Annotated in this window: 17 protein-coding genes; 13 read left to right on the forward strand and 4 right to left on the reverse strand. The window is 60.7% G+C overall.

Annotated features, from left to right (window positions below):
- Positions 1–157 precede the first annotated feature (157 nt).
- The 4 genes from HGP16_RS06805 (at position 158) to HGP16_RS06820 (ending at position 4,371) form a co-directional block, all read left to right on the forward strand.
- Positions 158–1,237 (forward strand): LacI family DNA-binding transcriptional regulator, encoded by a 1,080-nt coding sequence (locus HGP16_RS06805; RefSeq protein ID WP_168839257.1) that lies wholly within the window; start codon positions 158–160, stop codon positions 1,235–1,237.
- Positions 1,238–1,301: 64 nt separating this feature from the next.
- Positions 1,302–1,490 (forward strand): hypothetical protein, encoded by a 189-nt coding sequence (locus HGP16_RS06810; RefSeq protein WP_168839258.1) that lies wholly within the window; start codon positions 1,302–1,304, stop codon positions 1,488–1,490.
- 23 nt (positions 1,491–1,513) lie between these two features.
- Positions 1,514–2,011, forward strand: coding sequence for a BON domain-containing protein (locus HGP16_RS06815; protein WP_168839259.1), 498 nt, complete (start codon positions 1,514–1,516; stop codon positions 2,009–2,011).
- Between the two features lie 188 nt (positions 2,012–2,199).
- Positions 2,200–4,371 carry a CHASE2 domain-containing protein gene (locus HGP16_RS06820; protein WP_168839260.1) on the forward strand — a complete coding sequence of 724 codons (2,172 nt, stop codon included), beginning with the start codon at positions 2,200–2,202 and terminating at the stop codon, positions 4,369–4,371.
- A 33-nt stretch (positions 4,372–4,404) separates the two neighbouring features.
- On the opposite strand, the gene HGP16_RS06825 is transcribed toward HGP16_RS06820, so the two are convergent.
- Complete coding sequence (locus HGP16_RS06825) at positions 4,405–5,451, reverse strand: FecR domain-containing protein (RefSeq protein WP_168839261.1); 1,047 nt, start codon at positions 5,449–5,451, stop codon at positions 4,405–4,407.
- 283 nt (positions 5,452–5,734) lie between these two features.
- Here HGP16_RS06825 and HGP16_RS06830 point away from each other — a divergent pair, with 283 nt between their 5' ends.
- Together HGP16_RS06830 and HGP16_RS06835 are read left to right on the forward strand one after the other, a co-directional pair.
- Positions 5,735–6,673, forward strand: a complete 939-nt coding sequence (locus tag HGP16_RS06830; protein ID WP_168839262.1) for an alpha/beta fold hydrolase — start codon at positions 5,735–5,737, stop codon at positions 6,671–6,673.
- 271 nt (positions 6,674–6,944) lie between these two features.
- Positions 6,945–7,148: a cold-shock protein gene (locus HGP16_RS06835; protein WP_168839263.1), complete on the forward strand. Its 204-nt coding sequence runs from the start codon at positions 6,945–6,947 to the stop codon at positions 7,146–7,148.
- A 293-nt stretch (positions 7,149–7,441) separates the two neighbouring features.
- Here HGP16_RS06835 and HGP16_RS06840 read toward each other — a convergent pair whose 3' ends face one another.
- The 3 genes from HGP16_RS06840 to madL all read right to left on the reverse strand — a co-directional run bounded on the left by HGP16_RS06840 (position 7,442) and on the right by madL (position 9,500).
- On the reverse strand, positions 7,442–8,143 hold the full coding sequence (locus HGP16_RS06840) for a GntR family transcriptional regulator (RefSeq protein ID WP_246705500.1): 702 nt from the start codon (positions 8,141–8,143) through the stop codon (positions 7,442–7,444).
- Between the two features lie 159 nt (positions 8,144–8,302).
- Positions 8,303–9,067, reverse strand: a complete 765-nt coding sequence (madM, locus tag HGP16_RS06845) for a malonate transporter subunit MadM (protein ID WP_168839264.1) — start codon at positions 9,065–9,067, stop codon at positions 8,303–8,305.
- Between the two features lie 10 nt (positions 9,068–9,077).
- On the reverse strand, positions 9,078–9,500 hold the full coding sequence (gene madL / locus HGP16_RS06850) for a malonate transporter subunit MadL (protein ID WP_168839265.1): 423 nt from the start codon (positions 9,498–9,500) through the stop codon (positions 9,078–9,080).
- A gap of 175 nt (positions 9,501–9,675) precedes the next feature.
- Here madL and mdcA point away from each other — a divergent pair, with 175 nt between their 5' ends.
- Genes mdcA through HGP16_RS06885 form a run of 7 tightly spaced genes read left to right on the forward strand, consistent with a single transcriptional unit; the run spans position 9,676 to position 15,663 of the window.
- Positions 9,676–11,322, forward strand: a complete 1,647-nt coding sequence (mdcA, locus tag HGP16_RS06855) for a malonate decarboxylase subunit alpha (protein WP_168839266.1) — start codon at positions 9,676–9,678, stop codon at positions 11,320–11,322.
- 10 nt (positions 11,323–11,332) lie between these two features.
- Positions 11,333–11,644, forward strand: coding sequence for a malonate decarboxylase acyl carrier protein (gene mdcC / locus HGP16_RS06860; protein WP_120668747.1), 312 nt, complete (start codon positions 11,333–11,335; stop codon positions 11,642–11,644).
- Complete coding sequence (locus tag HGP16_RS06865) at positions 11,641–12,552, forward strand: biotin-independent malonate decarboxylase subunit beta (protein ID WP_168839267.1); 912 nt, start codon at positions 11,641–11,643, stop codon at positions 12,550–12,552. The genes mdcC and HGP16_RS06865 overlap by 4 nt, the downstream gene beginning before the upstream one ends.
- Positions 12,539–13,261: a biotin-independent malonate decarboxylase subunit gamma gene (locus tag HGP16_RS06870; protein WP_168839268.1), complete on the forward strand. Its 723-nt coding sequence runs from the start codon at positions 12,539–12,541 to the stop codon at positions 13,259–13,261. Before HGP16_RS06865 ends, HGP16_RS06870 begins: the two co-directional genes overlap by 14 nt.
- Positions 13,254–13,895 carry a malonate decarboxylase holo-[acyl-carrier-protein] synthase gene (gene mdcG, locus HGP16_RS06875; protein WP_168839269.1) on the forward strand — a complete coding sequence of 214 codons (642 nt, stop codon included), beginning with the start codon at positions 13,254–13,256 and terminating at the stop codon, positions 13,893–13,895. Before HGP16_RS06870 ends, mdcG begins: the two co-directional genes overlap by 8 nt.
- Positions 13,892–14,746 carry a triphosphoribosyl-dephospho-CoA synthase MdcB gene (gene mdcB, locus HGP16_RS06880; RefSeq protein WP_205926380.1) on the forward strand — a complete coding sequence of 285 codons (855 nt, stop codon included), beginning with the start codon at positions 13,892–13,894 and terminating at the stop codon, positions 14,744–14,746. The genes mdcG and mdcB overlap by 4 nt, the downstream gene beginning before the upstream one ends.
- Positions 14,743–15,663 carry an acyltransferase domain-containing protein gene (locus tag HGP16_RS06885; RefSeq protein ID WP_168839271.1) on the forward strand — a complete coding sequence of 307 codons (921 nt, stop codon included), beginning with the start codon at positions 14,743–14,745 and terminating at the stop codon, positions 15,661–15,663. Before mdcB ends, HGP16_RS06885 begins: the two co-directional genes overlap by 4 nt.
- Positions 15,664–15,721 lie beyond the last annotated feature (58 nt).

Genomic DNA, 15,721 nt, shown 5'->3' on the forward strand with positions numbered 1-15,721 from the left:
ATCGGCATTCATGCATGCGCGTCCGCGTCCCTGCCCACAGATCAGCAAGGGATTATCTGGACAAGAGACCGGTCTCACATACAAAGAGACCGGTCTCAATCGATATTTGTTAACTTGAGATTGACCGTCCGTCAACAACTCTTGTAGTCGTCATCGAATGGAAGAGCCCCTTACCTCAAAACGCTCCGTGACCGTCGCCGACGTTGCCAGGGCAGCGAATGTCTCGAAGGCCACCGCCGCGCGCGTGCTCGGCGGCTATGGCGTCGTCAGCGACAAGGTTCGCGAGCAAGTGCTTGCCGCTGCCGCAGCACTCGAATACCGGCCGAACGAACTGGCCCGCAGCATGACCACGGGCAAATCGGGCATCATCGGCGTTGTGGTCGGCGATATCGAGAATGCCTTCTTCAGCCTGGCGGTCAGGGGCATCAGCGACGTCGCGCGCATGGCCGGCTTCAATGTGATCATCGCCAATTCCGGTGAGGAACTCGAGGCTGAGAAATCGGCGGTGGACCTGCTCATCGGCAAGCGCGTCGATGGGCTGATCGTGACCCCGGCGCGCTGCGACCGAATGGAGCATCTTCAGGACATACATCGCGTCGGCGTGCCCCTCGTTCTCTTTGACCGAAGCATTCCGGAACTCGGCGTCGATGCTGTGACGGGCGATGATTTCGGCGCAGCCGCGACGGCAACCCGCCATCTTCTCGACATGGGGCATCGCCGGATCGCCTATATATCCGCCATGGATGCCGAGAGCGAATTCCTTGGCGATAGCCGCGGCATTTCCAATTCGGCGGTGCGCGAACGCGTGGAAGGCGTGCTCAAGGAACAAGCCGACGCCGGCATAGAGACGGCGCGCTATTACGTGCGGCTCGGCGCAACCGACCAGCCAAGGACGGATGGCGTCGTCAAGAACCTGCTACAGGATGCGGCACCGCCAACCGCCCTCATCGCTTCGGACAGCCTCGTCGGCCTTAGGGTTTTCAAGTCTCTGCAGACCCTGGGGCTGTCCATACCGCGCGACATCTCGATGATTTCCTTTCTGGATGCCGACTGGACGACCGTTACGACGCCACCGATCACCGTCATCGACCAGCCGGTCTACGAGATGGGCAAGAAGGCGGCCGAACGGTTGATTTCACGGTTGAACGGCAAGGGCGTTCCCGTGGAGCGCACCGCCATAAAAACAAGCCTCATCCGGCGCGGATCGGTCGCCTCGCTGTCTCTCAGCGACCAGTAACGCGTTATATTGTGAGTGGTTGGGAATGCCTGAAAATCAACTCTTCCTTTATCGTTAGGCGGATGTGGCGAACCTGCATCTGCTCGCCATGACAGGCCCCGCCGCCATCGACGAAGGTGATCGGGCGCAGCCACGACAAACCACAACAACAGATACCGCTCCGATTTCAAACCGCGTTCTGCCTGCCATCATCCAAGCCCGGCAAACTTTGGCGGCGGAGACGATGAAACAAATTGATTTCAGACATGTTTGACTCCGATAGGAAAGGAGATCGACATGACAGAGCCCCGTAAACCAAATCCATCATCCCGCGAGGAAGACTATCGCGACTATGAAGACCGGGACTTGCGTGAGGGGTGGCCGTATTCGGATGCCGACGGCGATCCGATAAAGCCCAGGCCCGACAACACGGGCTATGGCGACACGCCGGCTAATTTCGACGAAGATCCGAGCTCCGGGTTTACAAAGGATACCGCCGATGCGTCGGGACGCGAGGACAGGATCGATACAACCAACCCTTTGCCCGCGAATAGAATAGACGACGATCAACTGGAAGCGCAGATCACGGATCGACTGAAAGAGATCGGCGAGGTCGATATCGGCAACATCGACGTGCGTGCCGTTGATGGTGTTGTCACGCTGGAAGGCCGCGTCGAGACAATGTCGCAGCTACGCCACCTGGAAGCTATCGTTTTGTCGGTACCCGACGTCGTCGGCGTGCGAAACAATCTCGAGACGATCGCCATCGATTCTCATATTCCCGATGAGGATTAAATTGAAACGGCTCAATCTAAGCGAGACTGAAGCTGGATACGACCGCATGAAAACACTGCCCCGTACCTCTTCGATACTTTGATCATTGCATCGCTCCCGAGAACAAGGCAGCATATTCTTCCCTGGCGCAGCATTTCTCCGAATTGCTCCTATTGCCTGGGGATGCGGGCAAAGGAACCGACACCGCAATGGTGACGCGTGCGCAGCAAATTGGCGTCGTTATCGGCCTGGCGATCGTCACAGCGCTGACGACCCTTAGGGCAAGCGATCCCCAGTTGCTGAGGCTCGCCCGCGATTTGACATTCGACCAGTATCAGCGCCTGGTGCCCCGGACTTTCGAGAACCAGCCCGTCCGGGTGATCGACATAGACGAAACGTCGCTGCGCGAATTCGGTCAATGGCCATGGCCGCGAAACCGGATTGCCGCCCTTGTGGACAGGCTTTCCGATATGGGCGCGTCCGCCATCGCCTTCGATGTCCTCTTTGCCGAGCCCGACCGACTGTCGCCTCGCAATGTGGTTCGCGATGTCACCGGCATCGATCCCGCACTATTGGGCAAGCTGCCGGACAATGATGAGATTTTCTCCCAATCGCTATCGGGAAGACCGGTCGTTCTGGGCTTCGGTCTCTCTAACGAGGGAAACTATCTGCCGCCGGTCAAGGCGGGGTTTGCCTATACCGGCGAAACTCCTTTCGGTGCACCGCCGGCGATCAAGGCCGCGACGCCGCTGCAGCCGCAATTGCAAGCCAATGCCGCGGGCCTCGGCCATATCAGCCTCAATCCGGGCGCATCATCGGCGGTGGTGCGCGCGGTTCCACTTTTCCTCAGCGACGGCAAGCAGCTTTACCCCAATCTCGCGCTCGAAGCGCTTCGCGTCGCACAGGGAGCCTCCACCTACGTGCTCGACGCAGCGCCGAACACGCCGAATACACTGACCCGGGTGAAAATCGGGAATTTCGTCGTGCCGGTAACGGCGGCAGGAGAGCTCTGGCTCTATGTCAGTCCCGACACCGCGGAGCGATATATTTCGGCAGCGAAGGTACTTTCGCCAGGAGACGCCTCCGCCGATATAAGAACCGCCATCGAAGGCAGTATCGTTTTCGTCGGAACATCCGCTTCCGGCCTCCAGGATGTCCGCACGACGGCGCTTGGTGAAAACGTGCCGGGTGTCTCCATCCATGCACAGATCGTCGAACAGATCCTTTCGGGCCGTTTCCTGTCCCGGCCGGATTGGGCGGACGGGCTGGAAATCCTGTTCATCGCCGTCTTGGGCAGCCTTCTGGTAATCCTCACCACCTTCGTCAATCCGGCCGTAGCCCTTGCCTGCGGCCTGCAGATTACCTTACTTGCCCTTGTGGCCTCCTGGTTTGCCTTCCTTTATGGGGGTTTCCTCTTCGATCCGCTGGCACCGATCGTCGCCGGATCGATCACGCATTTCGCCGCGACTGCATTCCGTTTTCTCGTAACCGATCGGGAACATCGCGACGTACGGCGGGCTTTCGGCCACTATCTCTCGCCATCGCTGCTCCATCGCATCGAGCATACGCGCAATGCCCTGCGCCTCGGAGGCGATGAGCGCGAGCTGACGGTCATGTTCGTCGATGTGCGAAACTTCACGCAGATCAGCGAGGAGATGACCCCAAGCGCCGTCGTCGCGTTTCTGAACACGCTGCTCGATGCGCTGAGCTATCATGTCATCGCCAATGACGGCACGCTCGACAAGTTCATCGGCGACTCTATCATGGCATTCTGGAACGCTCCCGTCGATGTTTCCGACCATGCCGGCAAGGCGATCCGTGCGGCTCTCGGCATGCGGGAAACGCTCGCCCGCCTCAACAAAGGCGATGCTTTCGGTTTCGGAGACGAGCGGCGGGTCGGGATAGGGATCGGCATACATACCGGGCTTGCCTGCGTCGGCAATATGGGCGCCGAGACACGTTTCAATTACTCCGCGGTCGGCGACGCCGTAAATATTGCCGCGCGCATCGAATCCGCCTGCAAGGACGTCAATTTCGACATTCTGGTATCCGAGCCGACAGCGAGCCTGCTGCCCGATTGCGCTCTGCTCGAAGCCGGAGCGCTGACGCTGAAGGGTAAGAGTATGCGAACCAAACTCTTTGCGGTGGTCGGCGACGCGCGCCTGGCAAGATCCACCGAATTTGCCGAACTTCAGTCCATGCACACGCAGCTTATAGCCGCTCTCCGAACACGGTCGACGAGCAGCCGCAAACTCGTCAGCGCGGCGAAACTCAAGGCGCAAGCCGTAGCAACAGGACTATTGCAGGGTTTTTACAGCCAGATTTCGCGCCGGGCCGGACACTTCGCCGACGAAACCGCAGACAAGGCGGCCGACGTCTAGCTGATTTGACAGCCAGTGCCCCCAACCCTTGTGCTATCGATGGTGATGCCCGCCGCCGTGATTGCCATGATTGCCGTCGTCGCCTTGGCCGTCCTGGTCGCCCTCGTCATGATCACCCCATCCGTGGTCACCTCTGCCATGATGGTCGCGATGCTCGTGGTGATCGTGATGCTTGCCTTCGTCGTCATCGTGCTTATCCGGTTTGCCCGGTATGTCGGGCGTACTTGGCGGATTTGAAACATCCGGCGTGCTGGGCGTTTCGTGCGGTGTGGCAGGCGTCTCGGCACGTGGCGTCGCCTGGGGGCTGGGGGCGCTCGGCGTATCGTGCGGCGCCGGAGCAGGAGCAGGACTATTCGCCGGAGCGCTGCGCGGAGAGACCCCGTTGGGCCGATCTTTCATCGCCGTCGACATGCCGCATCCGCCGCCGCCGGCAAAACCCATTCGTCCCGAAAGCTGCTGATCCCCGGATAGAAACGGCAGAGCTCGCTGGTTGCCGAGGGTTTTGAGGATATCGCGGTTGACCCGGCGCGGATCGCTGACCTGGCCGTTGCGTTTTGCAACGATGCAGTCGCATTGCTGCTTCAACTGCTTGCAGCCGCCGGCACCGCAGAATTGCGCGGCGCCACTCAACAGAACGACCGCCGTGGTGCCATTGGCCCCGACATAGAAATCAAATACCGTCCCGCGCACGCCGATCGTTCCGGCCGGCGTGACGATCTGATAGGCGGAGTGGTTCGAATTTCCGCTCATCCAACGAAAAGTGCCCTTTGCCGCATTTACGGTAAGCTTTTTGACGGAGCCCGAGTCGTCGAAGACGAATTTATCGATGACAACAGAGGAGCCGGCTCCGACAGCCAGCTTCGTGCCATCTCGAAAGGTGAACTGCCCAAGACCCGAAAGGGAGGTACGAATTCGCTCGTCCCGATGTACGGGATCATCGACCGTAAGCGGACCGCCTTCGCCCGTAACTTCGGTTTTGATCAGCACTGCCTGACCGACCTTCTCGGCGGCTCTCGAAGACAATGGCGCGAGCAGCATGACGCTCAGCGCAATGGTTGCGGCGTGACGTAGATACGACATCCCACCCTCCAGCGTATCTATGTTTTACCATAGAATACCCGCGGATGTCGCATCATCCTTTCTGAGTATAAACGGCGTAGACTGATTTATTGTCCGGATTTTATCCAGACGAACCGGATGCATTCTGCCATTAGTAACATCACGGAAACTTCAATGCCGGTTGCATCTTCCATCTTGCTTGACAGCAAGCTTACCTCGGGACCACGCAGATATTTCGGCGAAGTTACCGCGCTCGAAAACTGACGGCAATGGAACAATTTCGGACGCGTTACGTTTGAGGCAAATGAAAACGCTGCACGTCATCGCCCGCACCGGTAAAATTCTTCAATTCAACTCCGCTCAAGTCCACATCTTGGAAAGTGGCAATGTCACGGGGCGTCCCGTCGTCGTTTTGCATGGATGTGGCAGTCTCGCCCAGGAAGTTCTTCTCCCTTTCGAGAACAGTGCGCACCCGCTGATTGCGGTCGACCGCCCTGGTTATGGCCATAGCACCCCCTTACCAGAGGGCCAGCGCGGAGGTTTCGGGCAATCGGTCTGGCTTGAGCGTCTCTTCGAGTTCCTCGACCTTAGAAACGTCATCATAGTGGCGCATTCGATAGGATGCGCACCTGCTCTCCATCTTGCCGCGCGAAGGCCGGACCTATTGAGCGGCCTGCTGCTGCTCTCTCCCTGCTGCCGGCCGGTACCGTTTAAGCCGCTCATCATGCTCAGAGCCGCCGCAGCTCCGATGATTGGCACTGTATTTTACCAGCAGGTGATCAGTCGCTGGCCCGGATACTTTGTCGAGCGCGGACTTCGAGCCTCGTCGTATCCGAACCCCGTCCCGGCCACGCTTGCAAATTTGCCCGCGCATCATCTGCTCAACCCAACTTCGATCCAGTCCATGGCGGACGAGCTTCGAGCATTCAATACCGATATGCAGGGTCTGACGACACTCCCCGCGGACCTGCCGATATCGGTCCTGTTCGGGCTCGCCGATAAGATTATCGATCCCTCCTGGCATCTGGAATGGATCCGGGGAAAGCATCCCGCTCCGACTATCAAGCTGCTGAATGATGTTGGCCACATGCCGCATCACATTGCGCCCGACTTCGCGCGGACAATGTTGAGCGACTTGGCCGGTATTGCAGACACAGGTTCTGGCATTGGGTCGCTCGACATCGTCTCAATCGGCAGGAAGCGCGCTCATGCCGGCTTCCGTCAGCAGCTCACGGCTGGTTGAACCTTGCTGCATCCGGCACATCTGCCCGATGAGCCGGCAGGTCTCGCCGTATTGGCGAATGCCCTTTCGTGGCTCCGGTCCCCCCAACGATGTGGGATTGCGACGGCCGCAAAGGATCATGGAAAATTCGGCTGCCGCCCAAGCCGGCGAAAGGCGAAAGCATAAGAGAAAATGGACAACATCAAACCTCCTCGTTCGACCCGCTTGATCTGGCGCCGACTGACCGCTAGGTTGCCGTCGCAATCAAACTGTATAGATACGGGGGACTGGCATGCCGACTGGTAAAGTTAAGTTTTTCAACAGCGACAAGGGCTTCGGCTTCATCGAGCCGGAATCGGGAGGAGCCGACGTGTTCGTGCATGTCTCCGCCTTGCAATATGGCGATGTGCTCAAAGAAGGGCAGTCCGTTTCCTATGATCTCGGTCAGGATCGAAAGACCGGCAAGTCGAAGGCGGAAAACGTCAGACCGCTCTGACGAAGACAGATACGGCTTCGCCGCAACGCATTGAGATCGTGTTGCGGCGATGCCGGCTGGCTATGTCAATCGGACGTGAATTGCGCGTGCGTGGCGTATGACCGAGCAGAAGCGTATGGAACGCTGCTGCCCTTCGGAAATCCCACGCGGATTTATGAGGTCATTGGCGATGATCTCCGAACGCATCGTGGCATTCTCACCATGTTCGAAATTGACGACAATTGCCGCAGTTTCCGAGCCTCCCTTATAGGCTTATATCCTGATCCATCTTGCGCGTTTGTTGGATGCTCGCTTTATGCGGCTCCCTCGCCGATTTCCATGTAGCGCGCCAATGCCAGGGCGGCATTCAGCATGTGCTCGCGCATGATCAAAGCCGCTTGCGTTGCATCGCCGCGCATCATTGCGCGCAAGATCGCCTCGTGTTCACGAAATGAAGCCGCCAATCGCTGCGGTTGACGCAGCTGAGTTCTGCGGAACGGCAGGAGCCTTGCGCGAAGCCGCATCAATTCATCGAACAGAAACTCATTGTGCGCGCTGCGATACAAAGCTTCGTGGAAGGACAAATTGAGCTTGTCATACTGTTCGAAGTCGTCCGCTTTCGCCGCGAGTTCGGAACGTTCGTGAATTTCAGCCAGAACCGCGCGTTCCATGCCCGTTATGCGATGAGTGGCCAGACGGACGCACATGCATTCCATCTCTGCAGTCACTTCGAACATCTCCATAAGCCGCGGCAATGTCAGCGGCAGGACGGTTGCTCCGCGTCGCGGGCGAATTTCAACTAGACCGATCGCCTCCAGCTGACGCAGAGCCTCCCTCACCGGGGTGCGCGAAGCACCAAAGCGGCTGCTCAGCGTTGCTTCGTCCAAACTCGTGCCAGGCCTTATGGCACCGGAGGAAATCTCATCCATCAGCACCAGTTTAATGCGCTGGCCGATCGATCCAGCTTCGTCAAATTCCGTCATTTCAAACCTTGCTTCCGATCTGGCGGCAACCATTCAATTTTACAGCATCCAATTCGATAGATAGCAATCGATATGAACCCCCGGGGCTGATTTGCCTGTTGGCGACGAGATCGTCGACGACGATTGGGTCAGTAAGCACAGGGAAATTGCCAACGGCGATCAACATCTCCCGCGCCGATTCGACCGGCATAATCAACTCCCGGCAATCCCTCGTACGGCAAAGTAAAGGATCGAAGGTGCAACAAGGCAGCCCAGCCCCGTATGAAACGTCGCCGTAAGTGCGCCATAAGGGACGAGACGACGATCGGTCGCCGCCAAGCCGCCCGATACGCCGCTGACGGTTCCCATCAGGCCGCCGAACACCATGGCGCTACGGGGATTGTCGAGACCGATCGCCTTGGCCACGATCGGTGTTCCGACCATGACAAGGACGGCCTTGAAAACACCGGTCGCGATGGACAGTGCGATCACAGCCGAGTTTGCGCCCAAAGCCGCGCCCGTCACAGGTCCTACGATGTAAGTTATGGCACCGGCGCCGATCGTGGTGATGGATATGGCATCCGTATAGCCGAAGGCAACGGCTAGCAAGGAGCCGACGATGAACGGGAGAACCGTGCCGAGGCCCAGGGCAAGCGCGCCGACCGCACCAGCCTTGCGCGCCTGGGCGACATCAACTTCAAAGGCCGTGGCGACGATGGCGAAATCGCGCAGCATGGCTCCGCCCATCAGGCCGATGCCACTAAGGATTGGAATATCCACCACCCCTTTTTCGCCTCCGGTCCACAGACCGGCAGCAAAGGCGGCGGCGAGCCCCAGGACGATTGCGATAGCCGAGCCGTGGATGCGGCCGAACAGGACATATTTCGAAATCGCGTTCGACAGCCACATGACCAAGCCGACGATCGCAAACGCGGTGAGCAGGCTGTTGGCGGTCAAGCCGTGTTTCAAGATCTCCATGAAAGCCTCCTCAAACCGCGTTGCCGGAGGCAGCAAGCTCGCCTCTGGCCTTCGCTTCGATTTCATCCATCGTTTCGCCTCTCTTGCCGACGCGGCTCATCAGTGCGACGGTCGCGAAGCAAACGAAAACAGTCAGGATCCCAGCAATCAGCACCAGCGGGCCGCTGCGTGCTGCCACCAGCACGTTCTGCTGAGCCGCCATGGCGACGACGATCGGAATGTAGAGAGCTCCCCAGAACTCGACGCCGAGTTTGAGCGGAAGCGTCAATAAGCCCCGCTTGCTCAGCCATAGCCGCGTGGCGATGAGCAGGATCATGGCAATGCCGACGCCGCCGACATTCGCCTTCACGCCAAGCGCCACTCCCAAGAGATCGCCGAGGACGCTCCCCAGGAGAGTGCAAATGGCAAGCATTGCGACACCGGAGATCATCATGGACGATCCTCCCCGCATGCGCGCCCGAAGAAATACAAGATCGACATTTGTTCTCCTCCCATGAATACAAAGATGCCTTGTAGCGCATTTAAAATACACATTATTGCGTTTCTGGCAATTGTATATATAGTGAACCCTCGAAAGCGCTCTCTTGCGCATACAAAGGGCAATTGAAATGCGAGATTGGAACACAAAGGGTCGCGACAGGCTGGCTCGTCTCGAAGCCGGCCAGCGTTTCTCCGCCGGCAAGCTTGTCGACCCGCAGCACCTCGTCGCTTTCCTGGAAGCGATCCTGAAGCCTGGCGATCGAGTTTGCCTTGAGGGCGACAACCAGAAGCAGGCCGACCTGCTGGCCAAGGCGCTATCCAAAGTCGATGTCGCCAGGATACACGACCTGCATATGGTGCAGTCGGGCGTGGTCCTGCCGGAGCATCTCGATATTTTCGAAAGCGGCGTCGCCCGGCGGCTCGATTTTTCCTATTCCGGCCCGCAGTCGGCCCGCATCGCGCGCATGATGTTCGGCGGCCAGATCGAACTGGGCGCCGTTCACACCTATCTGGAACTCTTCGCCCGTTACTTTATCGACCTGACGCCGCAAGTGGCGCTCATCGCGGCGGTCAGCGCGGACAAGGCGGGAAACCTCTACACCGGACCGAACACGGAAGACACGCCAACGGTCGTCGAGGCGACGAGTTTCGGCAAGGGACTGGTCGTCGCCCAGGTGGGCGAGATCGTCGATCGCGTGCCCCGCGTCGACATTCCCGCCGATCAGGTTCATTTCGTGGTGGACGCCAAGCGCCCCTTCTATGTGGAGCCGCTGTTCACGCGCGACCCCGCGGCCATTACCGAAACGCAAATCCTGACGGCAATGCTGGCTATCAAGGGACTGTACGTACCCTACGGTGTGCGGCGCCTGAACAATGGTATCGGCTTCAATACAGCAGCCATCGAACTGCTGCTGCCGACCTACGGCGAACGACTGGGATTGAAGGGCAAGGTCTGCACGCATTGGGCGCTGAACCCTCATCCCACCCTGATCCCCGCCATCGAAGCCGGATGGGTGGAGCAAATCCATTGCTTCGGGTCCGAAGTGGGCATGGAAAACTATATGCAGGCCCGCCCCGACATTTTTTTCACCGGGCCTGACGGCTCGCTGCGCTCCAATCGCGCCTTTTGCCAGACCGCGGGACTTTATGCCTGCGACATGTTCATCGGCTCGACCTTGCAGATCGACCTTTCCGGCAACAGTTCGACCGTGACCGGCAGCAGGGTTGCCGGTTTCGGCGGCGCCCCCAATATGGGATCGGACGCGCGAGGCCGGCGCCATCCGAGCGAACCCTGGCTGCGTGCCGGCAGGGAAGCCGATCCCACCGGAGCCCCTGCCCTGCGCCGCGGACGCAAACTGGTCGTCCAGATCGGCGAAACCTTTGGCGATGGCATGGTGCCGATGTTCGTCGAGCGCCTGGCCGCCTTGGATCTCGCCGACAAGCTGCAGCTCGATCTGGCTCCTGTCATGATTTACGGTGATGACGTGACCCATATCGTGACGGAAGAGGGGATCGCCAACCTGCTGCTGTGCCGTGACATGCACGAGCGGGAGCAGGCGATCCGGGGGGTCGCCGGCTACACCGAGGTCGGTCGCGCCCGGGACCGCAAGATGGTGGAGCATCTACGTCAGCGCAAAGTCATCCAGCGTCCCGAAGACCTTGGAATAGATCCATTGGATGCCGATCGCAGCCTGCTGGCTGCGCATTCCATCAAGGATCTGATGCTTGCCTCCGGCGGCTTGTACAGGCCGCCTTCCCGGTTCCGCAATTGGTAAGGCCGACGCCATGGAAAATCTACTCTATGAACTGAAATCGACGCAGACCGGCGGAACCCGCGCCGTCGCTCTGGTGGGCGTCGTCGCTTCGGGTAACCTCGAAATATTGCTTGAACGGCGGGAGGCGCCCGACCGTTGCGTCATCGAGATTGCAACGCCAGCCCATGGTTTCAGCGAGCTGTGGGCGGCGGTTACCGAGGATTTTGCGGCGCGCTCCGCCGCCGGCGGTCTGCGCATCACGATCAATGACGGCGGCGCACGGCCGGATATGGTGGCGCTGCGCCTGGCCCAGGGCGTGCGGCTGATGGAGAAGCCAGAATGAACAGTTCTCACACGCTGCGCCGAAGCTGGTATGAAGAGTCGGCCCGCGGCCGGTTGCTGCATCTGCTCGACGCTGACAGCTTCACCGAATTCCTCGGCCCGGAGCGGCGGGAGACGAGCCCTCATCTTGCGCTTTTCGATCTGCCTCGGCAGTTCGACGATGGGATCATCGTCGGCTCCGGCAGCATCGACGGCCGCCCGCTATTGGTGGCTGCCCAGGAGGGGCGCTTCATGGGCGGCGCCATCGGCGAGGTGCACGGCGCCAAGCTGACAGGCCTGCTGCATGCCGCAGCTAAGATGCAGCGGGATATCGTCATTCTCTTCGATACGGGCGGCGTGCGCCTGCAGGAGGCCAATGCCGGTGAGCTGGCGATCTCAGAGATCATCCGCGCCGTGCTGGAGGCGCGATCCGAGGGCGTGCGCGTCATCGGCCTTCTTGGCGGCCGGGCGGGCTGCTATGGCGGCGGCAGCCTGATTGCCGGCTGCTGTTCGACGCTCGTCATCTCCGAGCAGGGGCGCCTGTCCGTGTCCGGGCCAGAGGTTATCGAGACGAACAAAGGCGTCGAAGAATTCGACTCCCGCGACCGGGCACTGGTCTGGCGAACCATGGGCGGCAAGCATCGCTACCTGATTGGCGGGACTGATGTCTTCGTCGAAGACGATATCGCCGCTTTCCGAACCGGCGCGATTGCCGCGCTGCAACGGCCGGCCACTTTGGACCAGTCGGTGCTGGAAGCGGAACAGACGCGGCTCGAACATCGCTTGCGCCATTTTGGCGATGCGCATGATGCTACCGAAATATGGGCGCGACTGCGCATCGAGGACCCCGGGCAAATACCGGAGCGGGACATCGAGACTTTCCTCGCCACAGCCAATATCCATCGGGAGAACGCCGATGCAGCTCGCTGATATCCTATCCTCCCTCTTTCCCGCCGGCCATGAGATAACCCAAGCGGACGGGCTTGTTACCGGCTGGGGCCGGTTGGACCAGCAAAACCGGATCGATGTGATCGGCATTGCCGACAAGACCTATCCCGGCATCGATGAGGCGGTGGCGCTGGCCGCGCATATCCTTTCGGTCGCGCGGCGCCCGGATAGCTCTCCCCTGTTGTTCCTGGTCGACTCCGGGAGCCAAAGGATGAGCCGGCGTGACGAACTCCTCGGTCTCAGCGAGGCGTTGGCGCATCTAGCGAAAGCCCTATGGCAAGCGGAGCGTGCGGGGCACCGGACGGTCGGCCTTCTCTATGGGGGTAGCGCCGCCGGTGCCTTCATTGCCACCGCACTGGCATGCGGGTCGCTGGTAGCCCTGCCCACCGCCTGGCCCGAAGTCATGGACCTGCCATCCATGGCCCGAGTGACCAAGCTGCCGCTCGCGACGCTGAAGGAAAAGGCCGGGACAACGCCCGTCTTCGCGCCCGGCCTCGATAATCTTCTTGCCACCGGCGCCATAGCGGAAGTTTGGGACCCAGTTGCCTCTTTGAACACTCAACTCGTAGCACTACTTGCCAAGCCTGTATCGAGTGATCTGCGTGCAAGATTGGGAGCCGATCGGGGCGGCCGGCCGAAGGCTGCCACGATTGCGGCCGAAGTAGAACGGCTGGCTTTGCTCCATGGTTGATGTCGCTGCCCTCCGCCGCCACGATCTCGCCTATGTGTGTTCGGAAGCATGGCCGGGTCTGCTGCACAGCCAAATCGAAGCGCAAATAGAACCCGATCTGCTGGCATGGGCGGCATTGGGGCGACCGGCAATTTTTCGCCGTCGGACCTGCAGCGATCCAAAAGACACCCTACCGTTGGGGCTGCCCCTTCCGCCGGACATGGGACGCAAACGGCTTGCTCTCGCCTGCCCGCCAGCCGCCGTAATACGGGCGGCGCCTCCTCCCCTGCTGAGGGATGTACTGTTTGCGGCACCGGCACGATGGCGTCCGACCATTGGCGCGCTTTTGGAGGCAGATGCCTCCTGTCGTTGTTTCGGAAGTCTGGCTTGGCAATACCTGACCGGCCTTTCCTATCTGACCGGCACGTCCGACCTTGATCTTTTGGTCGCTTGTCGCTCGAGCATGGATGCGACGCGGATGACGGCTTTACTGAACGATATCGCCGTACACGCGCCGATGCGGATCGACGCAGAATTGATCACGCCCTCAGGCACTGCCGTGCAGTGGCGGGAATGGCTGTCGGGAAATCCGGAAATCTTGATCAAATCCCATACCGGATCGGCCTTGATTGCGCGGGAGGCGCTGTTCGCATGACGTTTCCGTTGCTGGCCGAACCACGCTCCCTCGCCATCAGGCATCGCAATCCCGCGCTGATCGGGCAGCATGCCGCACGAGCGCTCATTCTGGAGGTGGAAACCTGGCCCAAGCCCGGCTTGGTCAGCCACATCGACAACGGCGCTCACGCCGACATGGATGCCGATCTCCTGCGCCTCAGTGCCCGGACGCTGGAGCCGTTCTTCATCGCGCTTGCCGAGGCAGGCGCCATGGACGCCGGCATGGATCGCCTGCGCCAAATCGGCATGGAAGCGGAAAAAGCAATGCGGGATGCGACTGGCGGGGTGAACACCCATCGCGGCGCCATCTTCGGCATGGGCCTTTTGGCGGCGGCGGCCGGCCTGGCGGCGGCGTGCGATTGGCGGGTACCGCTCGGCACCCTTGTCGCATGGCGTTGGGGACGTGACATCATCAACACGGCGCCGGAGCATGACAGTCACGGCAGCGTGGTGGCGCGACGCTATAGTGTCGGAGGCGCTCGGGCCGAGGCTGCCGCCGGCATGCCGTCCGTCTACGATATCGCCCGCCCAGCGCTTGACGAAGGGCGGCGCCTGGCCATGGGTGATGAGGAAGCCGCAAGGGTCCATGCCTGCATGGCGCTGATCGCGGTGGTCGACGACAGCAATCTGCTTTATCGTGCCGGCCCCGAAGGGTTGAACTTCGCGCGTGACAAGGCCCGCGCCTTCCTGGTGGACGGTGGGGTCGGACGGGCGAATTGGCGGTGGGATGCCAAAGCCATTCACGAGGCATTCGTCGCGCGTAACCTCAGCCCAGGCGGTTGCGCCGATCTGCTTGCCATGGCGCTGTTTACAGAGGTGATGGAATTGTGACCCTCGCGCTGCTCTGTTCGGGCCAAGGTCATCAGAATCGGGAGATGTTCGGGCTCCTGGCGGCCGAACCCGCTGCGCATCCCGTTTTCGAGGCCGCGACTGCCGTGCTTGGGACCCACCCGACGGACTTCTGCCGGACTGCATCCGAAACCGCCTTGCATGCGAACCGCGAGGGCCAGATCCTGTGCGTGACGCGTGCGCTTGCCATTGCCCGCGCCCTTTTCCCGGTGGGCGCGCCCAGCGAGACGATGGTGGCCGGCTACAGCGTCGGGGAAATGGCAGCTTGGGGGGTGGCCGGCGTCTGGTCGCCCATGGATACTCTGAGGCTGGTCGATCAACGGGCACGGGCAATGGACGCCGTGGGCGGGCCGGATGACGGGCTCGGCTATGTGCGCGGTTTGCCACGGGCGACCGTGGAACAGCTCGCCGGCCGGTTCGGTTGCGCAATTGCCATTGTGAACCCGGATCTTCTGTTCATCGTCGGCGGTGATAGACGATCGATCGATGCGCTCTGCACGGCTGCGTTGGAAGAAGGTGCGGCGCGTGCCGCCCCGATGATGGTGCACGTCGCCTCCCATACGCCGCGGCTGGCGGGTGCGGTGGCGCCGTTTGACAATGCCCTCGCCTCGGCGGTCATGAGCCGCCCGACCCTGCGTCTCATGACCGCCAGTGGCGCCACTCTCGTTGCCGATCCGCATCGCGCTCGGAAGGGTCTGGCGCGGCAAGTGGCCGAGAGGATCGATTGGGCAGACGTGATCGAGGCCTTGGGCGAACGTGGCATGACCGCGATCCTCGAACTCGGGCCTGGCCGTGCGCTGGCGGAAATGGCGGCCGCCGCCCTGCCTTCAGTCAAGGTACGCGCAGTCGATGATTTCCACAGCCTCGCGGGCGTCAAGGTCTGGCTGGCTGCCCTCTGAAATCACAGTCTTATCACAGCCGGCGGTACGAGTTTCATCGGTCCCGGATGGCCACGCG

Source organism: Rhizobium sp. P40RR-XXII (assembly GCF_012641405.1).
Lineage (GTDB): Bacteria > Pseudomonadota > Alphaproteobacteria > Rhizobiales > Rhizobiaceae > Rhizobium.

What these genes read in the sequence shown, in the direction of transcription:
- HGP16_RS06805 (WP_168839257.1), top strand. Translation starts at nt 158, where the DNA reads ATGGAAGAGCCCCTTACCTCAAAACGCTCCGTGACCGTCGCCGACGTT.
- HGP16_RS06815 (WP_168839259.1), top strand. Translation starts at nt 1,514, where the DNA reads ATGACAGAGCCCCGTAAACCAAATCCATCATCCCGCGAGGAAGACTAT.
- HGP16_RS06820 (WP_168839260.1), top strand. Translation starts at nt 2,200, where the DNA reads ATGGTGACGCGTGCGCAGCAAATTGGCGTCGTTATCGGCCTGGCGATC.
- HGP16_RS06825 (WP_168839261.1), bottom strand. Translation starts at nt 5,451, where the DNA reads ATGTCGTATCTACGTCACGCCGCAACCATTGCGCTGAGCGTCATGCTG.
- HGP16_RS06830 (WP_168839262.1), top strand. Translation starts at nt 5,735, where the DNA reads ATGAAAACGCTGCACGTCATCGCCCGCACCGGTAAAATTCTTCAATTC.
- HGP16_RS06835 (WP_168839263.1), top strand. Translation starts at nt 6,945, where the DNA reads ATGCCGACTGGTAAAGTTAAGTTTTTCAACAGCGACAAGGGCTTCGGC.
- HGP16_RS06840 (WP_246705500.1), bottom strand. Translation starts at nt 8,143, where the DNA reads ATGGTTGCCGCCAGATCGGAAGCAAGGTTTGAAATGACGGAATTTGAC.
- madM (WP_168839264.1), bottom strand. Translation starts at nt 9,067, where the DNA reads ATGGAGATCTTGAAACACGGCTTGACCGCCAACAGCCTGCTCACCGCG.
- madL (WP_168839265.1), bottom strand. Translation starts at nt 9,500, where the DNA reads ATGATGATCTCCGGTGTCGCAATGCTTGCCATTTGCACTCTCCTGGGG.
- mdcA (WP_168839266.1), top strand. Translation starts at nt 9,676, where the DNA reads ATGCGAGATTGGAACACAAAGGGTCGCGACAGGCTGGCTCGTCTCGAA.
- mdcC (WP_120668747.1), top strand. Translation starts at nt 11,333, where the DNA reads ATGGAAAATCTACTCTATGAACTGAAATCGACGCAGACCGGCGGAACC.
- HGP16_RS06865 (WP_168839267.1), top strand. Translation starts at nt 11,641, where the DNA reads ATGAACAGTTCTCACACGCTGCGCCGAAGCTGGTATGAAGAGTCGGCC.
- HGP16_RS06870 (WP_168839268.1), top strand. Translation starts at nt 12,539, where the DNA reads ATGCAGCTCGCTGATATCCTATCCTCCCTCTTTCCCGCCGGCCATGAG.
- mdcG (WP_168839269.1), top strand. Translation starts at nt 13,254, where the DNA reads ATGGTTGATGTCGCTGCCCTCCGCCGCCACGATCTCGCCTATGTGTGT.
- mdcB (WP_205926380.1), top strand. Translation starts at nt 13,892, where the DNA reads ATGACGTTTCCGTTGCTGGCCGAACCACGCTCCCTCGCCATCAGGCAT.